The sequence below is a fragment of the Cryobacterium sp. 10I5 genome (assembly GCF_035019865.1).
Classification (GTDB): domain Bacteria; phylum Actinomycetota; class Actinomycetes; order Actinomycetales; family Microbacteriaceae; genus Cryobacterium; species Cryobacterium breve_A.
Window position 1 is genome coordinate 1 of sequence record NZ_JASJVI010000121.1, and the last position, 8,561, is coordinate 8,561.

Annotated in this window: 10 protein-coding genes and 1 pseudogene; 9 read left to right on the forward strand and 2 right to left on the reverse strand. The window is 63.0% G+C overall.

Annotation, left to right across the window (positions count from 1 at the left end; genetic code table 11):
* Nucleotides 1-315: 315 nt before the first annotated feature.
* Nucleotides 316-984, reverse strand: a complete 669-nt coding sequence (locus QN350_RS18145; protein ID WP_322140315.1) for a LysE family translocator — start codon at nt 982-984, stop codon at nt 316-318.
* 26 nt (nt 985-1,010) lie between these two features.
* Between QN350_RS18145 and QN350_RS18150 the strand changes: the two genes are divergently transcribed.
* From QN350_RS18150 to QN350_RS20060, 4 genes and pseudogenes are all read left to right on the forward strand, one after another.
* On the forward strand, nt 1,011-1,544 hold the full coding sequence (locus QN350_RS18150) for a CGNR zinc finger domain-containing protein (protein ID WP_322140316.1): 534 nt from the start codon (nt 1,011-1,013) through the stop codon (nt 1,542-1,544).
* Between the two features lie 374 nt (nt 1,545-1,918).
* Nucleotides 1,919-2,491 (forward strand): recombinase family protein, encoded by a 573-nt coding sequence (locus tag QN350_RS18155; RefSeq protein WP_322140317.1) that lies wholly within the window; start codon nt 1,919-1,921, stop codon nt 2,489-2,491.
* 53 nt (nt 2,492-2,544) lie between these two features.
* The gene (locus QN350_RS18160; protein WP_322140318.1) at nt 2,545-3,591 is read left to right on the forward strand and encodes a PDDEXK nuclease domain-containing protein; all 1,047 of its coding nucleotides are present in this window, start codon (nt 2,545-2,547) and stop codon (nt 3,589-3,591) included.
* Nucleotides 3,585-3,668 (forward strand): annotated as a pseudogene (locus QN350_RS20060) (recombinase family protein); the annotation flags it as partial. The gene QN350_RS18160 and the pseudogene QN350_RS20060, both read left to right, overlap by 7 nt.
* Here the strand turns inward: QN350_RS20060 and QN350_RS18165 are convergent.
* Complete coding sequence (locus QN350_RS18165; RefSeq protein ID WP_416347745.1) at nt 3,653-4,456, reverse strand: type I restriction-modification system subunit M; 804 nt, start codon at nt 4,454-4,456, stop codon at nt 3,653-3,655. The pseudogene QN350_RS20060 and the gene QN350_RS18165 overlap by 16 nt on opposite strands.
* A 95-nt stretch (nt 4,457-4,551) precedes the next feature.
* Here QN350_RS18165 and QN350_RS18170 point away from each other — a divergent pair, with 95 nt between their 5' ends.
* The 5 genes from QN350_RS18170 to QN350_RS18190 all read left to right on the forward strand — a co-directional run bounded on the left by QN350_RS18170 (nt 4,552) and on the right by QN350_RS18190 (nt 8,083).
* A complete protein-coding gene (locus QN350_RS18170; RefSeq protein ID WP_323517052.1) occupies nt 4,552-4,809 on the forward strand; it encodes a hypothetical protein in 258 nt (85 codons plus the stop codon).
* A complete protein-coding gene (locus tag QN350_RS18175) occupies nt 4,809-5,549 on the forward strand; it encodes a Fic/DOC family protein (protein ID WP_323517054.1) in 741 nt (246 codons plus the stop codon). Before QN350_RS18170 ends, QN350_RS18175 begins: the two co-directional genes overlap by 1 nt.
* Nucleotides 5,550-5,647: 98 nt before the next feature.
* On the forward strand, nt 5,648-6,226 hold the full coding sequence (locus QN350_RS18180; RefSeq protein WP_323517056.1) for a recombinase family protein: 579 nt from the start codon (nt 5,648-5,650) through the stop codon (nt 6,224-6,226).
* Nucleotides 6,223-6,735, forward strand: a complete 513-nt coding sequence (locus QN350_RS18185; RefSeq protein ID WP_323517058.1) for a hypothetical protein — start codon at nt 6,223-6,225, stop codon at nt 6,733-6,735. Before QN350_RS18180 ends, QN350_RS18185 begins: the two co-directional genes overlap by 4 nt.
* 346 nt (nt 6,736-7,081) lie before the next feature.
* The gene (locus QN350_RS18190; RefSeq protein WP_323517060.1) at nt 7,082-8,083 is read left to right on the forward strand and encodes a nuclease-related domain-containing protein; all 1,002 of its coding nucleotides are present in this window, start codon (nt 7,082-7,084) and stop codon (nt 8,081-8,083) included.
* Nucleotides 8,084-8,561 lie beyond the last annotated feature (478 nt).

An 8,561-nucleotide genomic window follows, 5' to 3' on the forward strand; every position in this document is an offset into this window, starting at 1 on the left:
CCCGCAGAAGTCCTCGCCACGCTAATCTCGAACCCAACCAATCAAACCGGTGTTGCAGACACCACTTGAATCCGCCCCCTAGGGATACGAGACGTCTCACGCCCCCTCTCCTGCGCCTTTCAAGATTGCGGGATGTGAGTCGCAGCGGTATATGGCTGCTTTTCTGCAGCGCTATATGTCACCCTCGGTGCACGTAAGCCGTTCCCCAATGGGGCGTATCGGGCCTCTTTTCTATTTACAGGGCGCCATGCGGTCGCGCTTCTACGGGCTATGTTTCCTCCCGCGTTACCGCGAAGCGCCGCCTGTAGCTGGAGCTCAGATTTGCGCACGATCGGGAACTTCGCGAGCGAGCATGAGTGCGACAGCAGCGAGGAGTATGCCAGTTGCTCGTCGTTGCCAATTGGCCCATCGTGGTCGCTGCCGAAGGAACATCGCGATGCCGCCGGCACCGATGACGATCAACGCGTTGACGACAATACTGACGCAGATCTGAATTGTGCCCAGAGTCAGCCCCTGCACGGTCTGATGACCGTGGTCCGGGTCGATGAATTGCGGGATCAGTGTCAGGTACATGATTGCCACCTTGGGATTGAGCAAATTGGTGACCAGTCCCATCCGGAACAATCGGGCGGAACTGTCGCTCGGGTACTCCCGTACGTCGAACACGCCACGACCACCAGGACGCAGTGCTTGCCACGCGAGGTAGGCCAAGTAGAGGACACCGAGGGCCTTGAACCCCATAAACAGCCAGGGCACGGCGACAAAGACAATAGCCAGCCCAAGATTCGCCATCAGCATGTAGACGACGAAACCGACACCAGTTCCTGCCAGCGAAATCAAACCCGCCCTGCGGCCCTGACTGATGCTCCGTGAGACGAGGTAGATCATGTTCGGCCCGGGAGTAAGGACCATCACTAGGGCGACTAGCGCCATTCCGGCGACGGACGCGCCAGACACAGGGAAGTTCATGGAGGAAGGAGGCATGCGATCAACTCTGATGTAATGGCCTTATGCATCTCAACCCTTACGGAGAGTACGCGGTCCAGCTTGCACGCTCTTTGGCCAACGACTGGCCCGACAGTCGAGCCGGCATCGTCGCTCGAACACGCGAATACGGGATGACGATGTCCTTCGTTGAGGACATCGGCGACCACGCTCGGTGCCGAGCCGTGCTGAACGACTGGCTCCGTGTCGTGGATGCCGTCGACGATGATTCGCGCGCAACCCTTCTCAATAACCAGATGGCTGACGCTGCCGCCTATCCGCGCTTAGCTGACCACAACGGTGAGGGTTGGCACCTGCACTACCGAGACGTCGATGACGACCTGCCACACGTGCTTCACGCTGTATTCAGCGTCGGTACTGCGCTGCACCTGACCACCCGCGGCATGGGCCGCCTCGGCCGGTGCGCGGCCAACCCCTGCACCCATGTCATCGTTGATGTCTCCCGCAATGGCACACAGCGATACTGCTCACCGCGCTGCGCGAGCAGAGATGCAGTCCGCCGCCACCGCGCCCGACAACGCCCACAATTGGGCTCGTGAAAGTTCCAGCCGCCCTGCTAGGCGCGACAGGCCGCACGATTGCGCACTCGTAAGCCGGTCGGCTATCGGGCAGTAGTGGGTTGCACCGGGACGCCGGCACCGTCGCTGTTGTGCTGCCCATTTACCGCGCCCGCAGAAATCGCCCGCAGGGTGCCTCGTCCGCCATACGGTGTGAGGCACTGCTCGAAGGGTCGCGGTAGTCATTTCAAGCGGATGCCCCGCTACGCCGCGCCAGCATCCGTGTCCACGAACGATCGTTCGCGAAACACGCTCGGACGGGTTCAGCAAGTCGCGGGAACATAGGGCGGTATTAGTAATGCTTGCCGTGTACGCGTCTATGTAACGCGTTACCGGGTTGATGATACGTTGCTGGTATGCGAATTGGATATGGTCGGGTCTCTACCCGGGATCAGCACCCTGAGGCCCAACACGATGCCCTGACCGAGGCTGGTTGTGATCAGATATTCCTGGACACGGCATCGGGAACACTCGCCCGCCGGCCTGAACTTGACAAGGCTCTACTCTCGGCGAACCGGGCCGGCGATCAGCTCGTCGTGACCAAACTCGACCGGCTCAGCCGGTCGTTGGAGAACCTCATCGATTTGTCGAACACTCTCCAGGAGCGCGGCGTTGATTTGGTGGTCTTGGATCAGGGCATCGATACGTCCAGTATCACTGGGCGGATGTTTTTCCAGATCCTTGGCTCGATTGCGGAGTTTGAACATGCGCTGATGTCTGAACGCACCCGCGATGGGTTGGCCGCGGCCCGTGCCCGGGGACGGACCGGTGGGCAGAAACCCAAACTCGGTCCTCGCCAGGTCAGGCTGGCCCGTGAGATGTATGAGGAGAAGGACGCCGACGGCAAGCGGGCCCACACCGTCCAGCACATCGCCGAGGAGTTCGGAGTCACTCGCCCCACGATCTACCGGCACTTGGCCAAACCCTGAGCCCCGGCTGTCCGCTGCGGGCACGGTCGACCGACCTCCATTAGCGTTGAGGAATGAGCTCCATCGTCCCGTCCGACTACGCTGCCACGCTTGAGAGCATCAAGCGGCTCGTGCATGAGGCGCGCTACATAGCCCAGCGCCGGGTGAACACCGAACTGCTCAGGCTCTATTGGCAGATCGGAGCGGCGATTATCGAGCGACAGAAGACGGCCGCGTGGGGCAGCAAGGTTCTTGTCCAGCTTTCCGCGGATCTGCGTGCAGAGTTCCCGACCGCGAAGGGGTTCTCGCCGGCCAACCTCAGGTACATGCGCCGGTTCGCCGAAGCGTGGCCCGAACACGACTCAATTCGCCAACGACCCGTTGGCGAATTGCCCTGGGGCCACGTCATCGAGCTGCTTGACAAGCTCGACGATCCCGAACTACGCGAGTGGTACAGCGCCAAGGACATCGCGCAGGGCTGGAGCCGTCCGGTGTTGGCTCACCAGATCACCACCCACCTGCACCTGCGCGAAGGCGCAGCTCCGTCCAACTTCCTGCACGCTCTCGAACGAAGCGATTCTGAGCTCGCTCAGCAGATCACTAAGGATCCGTTCACGCTCGAGTTCCTCGCGATCGACGGTGACGCCGCCGAGCGAGAGCTGGAGGACCGGCTCGTCGAGCGCATCATCGACACACTCCGCGAGCTCGGCCCCGGATTCGCATTCGTTGGCCGCCAGGTCCACTTCGACGTCGACGGCGATGACTTCTTCGCCGATCTGCTGTTTTTCCACGTCGACCAACTCCGGTATGTGGTCATTGAACTGAAGACCACGAAATTCGACCCGCGCGACGCCGGCCAACTCGGCTTCTACGTCGCCCTCGTTGAGGATCGGCTGCGGAAGCCACAGCACCAGCCCACGGTTGGGATGCTCCTAGTCGCAGACAAAAACGAGTCCGTAGTCCGATACGCACTCGCCGGCACCACCCAGCCGATCGCTGTCTCCCGTTACGACCTCTCGCCCGCTGAACAGGCTGCACTTCCCGCCGAGGACGCTCTCACCCGCGCGGTCGCCCTCGAGTTGGATGACCACTCCCAGAGCCGGGTTACCCCCTCCGTCTAGGCCGCGACCTGCGCCATCTCGTCACGACCCTCCATGAACTTACCGAACGGGGGATCGGGCTTCAGGGCCTCGCTGGGGAGATTTCCGGATGATGATCGCGCAGGTACTCGCCGGCCACGACCAGGAAGCCCGCCGTGCCCGCTGCAGGGTCGATGATCACGTCGGTGGGGGTGGGCGCCGACATGTCGACCATGAGCTTGATGATGTGCCGCGGGGTGCGGAACTGCCCATTCGTGCCGGCCGTGGCGAGCTTGGAGAGCATGTACTCGTACACGTCGCCCTTGGTGTCGCGGTCAGCCATGGGAATGGCCGTGAGGAGGTCGACAACCTTCACGAGGAGCGCCGGGGTGGGGATGGTGAAGCGGGCGTCCTTCATGTTGCGGGCGTAGCTGGACCCTGTCTCGCCGAGCTGCTGCAGGAACGGGAAGACGTGTTGCCCGACGATCGTGAACATCTCATCAGCGGACCGGTTCGCGAACACGGACCAGCGCAGATCGTTGAAGTCACGTGGGGCGCGGCCGGTGTCGTCCTTCCCCTCAGGGAAGACGCGGTTCTCGATCGGCTGGCCCGTGCGGTTCGCCTTGTTCTCAGCGAGGGTGTGCAGGTCATCCAGGCGCCGGATGAAGAGGAGGTACGTGATCTGCTCGATCACCTCGACGGGGTTGGCGATACCGCCGGTCCAAAACGCGTTCCAGACCTTGTCGATCTGTGACTTCAATTCCCCAGTTACCACTGTGTGATGCTCCTCTTGCTGAAACGCATGCTTTGCTGACCGGTCTCGCTCACCGGCACCGCTGTCGAGTTTGGCAGAGTATCGAACCTCTTCGGCATCGGCACGGGGCCGCCAGCCCCTGATAACCGTCATAGTCCGTACGGTGGGGCGGTGTCCCACACCGTGTTGTTCATAATTGCCAAAAGCTAACTCTAAACGTTTATGAGCATTTCTTGGTAGAATGGAGATTGACGACGAAGGGGCTTTTTGTGGCTGGTGGATACGATGTTTGGGCGCTGTACCCGGAGCTCTTTGAGGGTGTGGATCCGGCTACCGCGATGCGGGTTGTGAGCAACTTCGGAAGCGATGCGCATGAGGGACGGGAGGCGTCTCGGCGAGATGTTGAGTTGGCCCTTCTGCTGGCGATGAAGAAGATCTCTTCGCAGGAGTTTCAGGATCTTGCTCTCGCTGAACTTGGGATCTTTGGTTCCACCCCCAACGCCTGATGGCTTCGGAGCCATTCGATACGTCGTACCGGGATTTTTCGTCGACGCTGTATCCCCTTAAGGAGACAGGTGGAGTGCCGGTCATGAGAAACGCCTGGGGGATCCGCGAGAAGGCTCTGCTGCAGCAGGTCGAATACGTCGTAGCGGAGCGTGTTCGGGATTCCATTCAAACGGGTGTGGTTCCGATCGAGCGCACGTTTGACCTGGCGCACGCCCGGCAGTTGCATACGGCGATGTTCACTGAGTTGTACCCGAACTGGGCGGGCGTGGTCCGGCCGCACGGGATAGTCAAGGGTGACCATGCTTTCGCCGCACCGAACCAGATCGAGCAGTACTGGCGAAACACCGCCGAGGCCATCCGCAACGCGGACCTGCCCGGCATGGGGAGGGAGGAGTTTGTGTCCACGGTTGCCTACGTCTACGCGAACATCAACCAGGCTCACTTCGGCCGGGAGGGGAACGGACGCACCGGCAAGCTCTTCCTTGACCAGATGGCCGAGCAATCAGCTTTCACGCTGAACTACTCCCTCATCGAGAAGGGACTGTGGAATGAGCACTCGAAGCGGTCCCGGCCGGCAACGGGGTATCTCGCGGTGCGTCCCGCGGAGCTGGTGGCGTGTTCGACCAGATCACGCTCGACCGGGCGAAGCCGGCGCCGGCCCAGATCATTCCGCTCGCGCCGGAGCTGCAGCGGATCATCGACGTGCACAAACGCAATTTCCCGACGAGTGCCACGTTGATTGGCCGGCCGGCTCAGGGGCGTAGGGCTGAGGCGCGGGGATACCGGGCGCCGGACCAAGGGCTTGGCACCGAGACGGGTTACGGGAGGTAGCGGGTCGTGAGGGTTGTTGGCTATGCCCGCGTTTCCATGCAGGATCAGAACCTGGATTCGCAGACCGGCGCGCTCCGAGCGGCGGGGGCCGAGTTCATCTATTCGGACACGGTGACGGATAAGAATACCGCCCGGCCTGGCCTGGCAGACTGCATGACGTTTCTGCGCCGTGGTGACGCGTTGCTGGTCTACAGCACCGACCGGCTGGGCCGGTCGATGACCGAGGTCGTGTCGATCGTTTCCGAGTTGGCGAAGCGGGGTGCGGAGTTCAAATCGCTGACCGAGCCGTTTGACACCACCGCTGCGGGCGGCGAGTTGTTCTTTGATATCTGTGCTGCTTTTGCGCAGATGAATGGCCGCATCATTTCTGACCGCACCCGCGCCGGCCTCGCGTCCGCGAAGGCCCGCGGCCGACTCGGCGGGCGGCCTACCGTGATGACCCCGGAGCGTATCGAGGTCGCCCGGCGCATGCGCGCCGAGAAGGCGACCTGGGCGGCCATCGCCCAGGCGTTGCAGGTTGGCATGTCGAGCGTGCGCCGCGCCCTCGCTGACGCTGACCAGCACGAATTGAAGGAGACAGTATGACCGACGCTGCCGCCAGTGACGACGATCGCCTTGACGCCATCGCGGCTGGGATGCTCGCGGATGAATTTCGCGCAAGCGAGGAACAGCGCAAGTTCGATCGCATGCTTGATGACCACATCGATGGCGTGACGTACGTCGAGCGCGACGGTGTGACGTACACCGAGGACGGCCGGCTCTACGAGGAGATGGATCACACCGGGATACCAGGAGCTGGCGCTGAGCTTCTTGCGGAGCTGCGTGCGAAGGCCATCTACGGGGGCGAGCGTCCGGCAGCCTCGCTTCCCGAGGTTCACGCAGAAATGGCGCGACCTGAGGTGGATCCATCTACGGACTATCACGGCTCTCCTGCACTCGATCCCGAGCTGCAGCGCATTGTTGATGTGAACAAGCGCAATTACCTCACACCTGCGGCTTGGAGCCGCGTGCGTGGGAAGCACGCGGCTCCCGAGGGCCGTGAATACAGGGCGTCGACTCCAGAACGAGACCGGGGCCTAGACCTAGGCCGGTGAGCCACTTTCAGGCCGATAACTTGCCGTCCCAGGATGTGCGAGGCCGCGTAGTTGTGCGAGTTTCTTGCTGCTGAGCCCCAAAGCAAGGCTGAGCCTCAGGTCGACGAAATGTTCTAGGTCTAGAGATCCGCCGTGGACTTGCGGAGCAGCGGCGGTTCTGGGGGTATAGCGACCATTCGGAACGAGGGGAAACGGTCCAGTCCAGCGGTAACCTCTGGGGAGTCAGCGATCAGTCGGACGGAGCGGGTTCCCGCGTTCCCGGCCTGCACTGCATCTACAACATCGCCGAAGTTCCAGGCAAGGATTAATGCCTGGTTTGCGGCGAACCGAGCGAACGGAAGTAGTCATGGAATCCCAGGGGGGAGGGAACCAGGTAGCAGACCCGACGGCAGCAGAGCAGACAACGGCGCGCCCGCACACGCCCGGAGTCGGGCGTAGAGCGGCGCCCCGGGTCATCCGGGACCTCCGGGGCAACGTTCCCGGGCAGGGCCTCATGATCGAGGTGCTCCGCCGCCAAGCGGAATCCGGAGAGATCGTCCCCGAGACCGGCGCCGTGCTCTTGACCGACGCCGCTGTGCCGTGGCGGATCGGCGCGATCGGAGAGATCCAGGTCGGCGCGCACCTCGCGCAGCTCGGACCGGAATGGACCGTTCTGCACTCCGTTCCCGTCGGGAAGGGCGAGAGCGACATCGACCACGTCGTCATCAGCCAAGCCGGGGTGTTCACAATCAATACGAAACGGCACGCGGGACAGAAAATCTGGGTCGCCGGGCGCGGGTTCATGGTCGGCAATCACAAGCAGCCGTACATTCGGAACGCCAGCCACGAAGCGAAACGCGCGGAGAAGATGCTCTCCCTGGCGACCGGGATGACGGTCCCCGTCTGCGGTGTCATCGCTCTCGTCGACCCGGCCAGCATCATCCGGAAGGCCCCGCCCGAGGGCGACGGTGTCGAACTGCGCATCATCGACTCTCGCGACCTGTGCGCCACCGTCAGCGGCCGCCCCATCTTCAGCGTCCAGCAGGTCGCCGTCATCGTCGCCGCGGCAGCGCAACCCGGGACCTGGCATGCGGGCCCACACTCCATCGAGGAACCCGCCGAGATCGCCGCAGCATTCCACGCGCTCAGCGACCGCGTCGTGGACGAGGCGACGCCACCCGTCATCCTGCGGCCGCGCACCACGGCCTCCCCGGCAACCACGCGCACCCGTCAGCCAACGGCGGTCAAGCCCCGCGCCGCCCGGCCCAGCAAGAGAGCCCAGAAAGCGAAGGAGAAACGACAGGCCGAGATCATCAAGCTCGTCGCCATCTGCGTCGGGCTGACCATTTGGTACGTCAGCACCCACTAGCCGCAGGTTGGCATGTCGAGTGTGCGGCGCGCCCTGGCAGAGGACACGCTCGAGCACGAATCGAAGGCGTCCTAGACGCCTTGCCCGGCCACACCGACATTCATCACGCCGAGAGTCTTTCGTTCCAGGCCGTGAGCTGCGCCTCCCAGTCGCCGACGCTGGATCGTAGGCAGCGGACGGACTTCTGTGTGTGAGAGCGACGAAGGCTGGGCCTTCTCCGAGGCCACGTAGTCGTGCGAGTTCCTTGCTGCTGAGTCCTAACCTGCGTAGGCGGGGTGTTCCCACGGCTGGGGGAATCTCTGCGCTCAGTAAGCCGAAGGTGGCCGGGCGGCGCCCAGTTTGGCATGGCCGCTAACAATCGAGCCCGGCACCGAGGCCGCCACCGCAAGAAGTGCCGCGTCGATCACATCGCGAGCCCCACTATCGGCGTGAGCCCCACTGCCAGCGAGGAACTGCCCCGCAGTAGCCAAAGCCAGCG

What these genes read in the sequence shown, in the direction of transcription:
- QN350_RS18145 (WP_322140315.1), bottom strand. Translation starts at nt 984, where the DNA reads ATGCCTCCTTCCTCCATGAACTTCCCTGTGTCTGGCGCGTCCGTCGCC.
- QN350_RS18150 (WP_322140316.1), top strand. Translation starts at nt 1,011, where the DNA reads ATGCATCTCAACCCTTACGGAGAGTACGCGGTCCAGCTTGCACGCTCT.
- QN350_RS18155 (WP_322140317.1), top strand. Translation starts at nt 1,919, where the DNA reads ATGCGAATTGGATATGGTCGGGTCTCTACCCGGGATCAGCACCCTGAG.
- QN350_RS18160 (WP_322140318.1), top strand. Translation starts at nt 2,545, where the DNA reads ATGAGCTCCATCGTCCCGTCCGACTACGCTGCCACGCTTGAGAGCATC.
- QN350_RS18165 (WP_416347745.1), bottom strand. Translation starts at nt 4,456, where the DNA reads ATGACGGTTATCAGGGGCTGGCGGCCCCGTGCCGATGCCGAAGAGGTT.
- QN350_RS18175 (WP_323517054.1), top strand. Translation starts at nt 4,809, where the DNA reads ATGGCTTCGGAGCCATTCGATACGTCGTACCGGGATTTTTCGTCGACG.
- QN350_RS18185 (WP_323517058.1), top strand. Translation starts at nt 6,223, where the DNA reads ATGACCGACGCTGCCGCCAGTGACGACGATCGCCTTGACGCCATCGCG.
- QN350_RS18190 (WP_323517060.1), top strand. Translation starts at nt 7,082, where the DNA reads ATGGAATCCCAGGGGGGAGGGAACCAGGTAGCAGACCCGACGGCAGCA.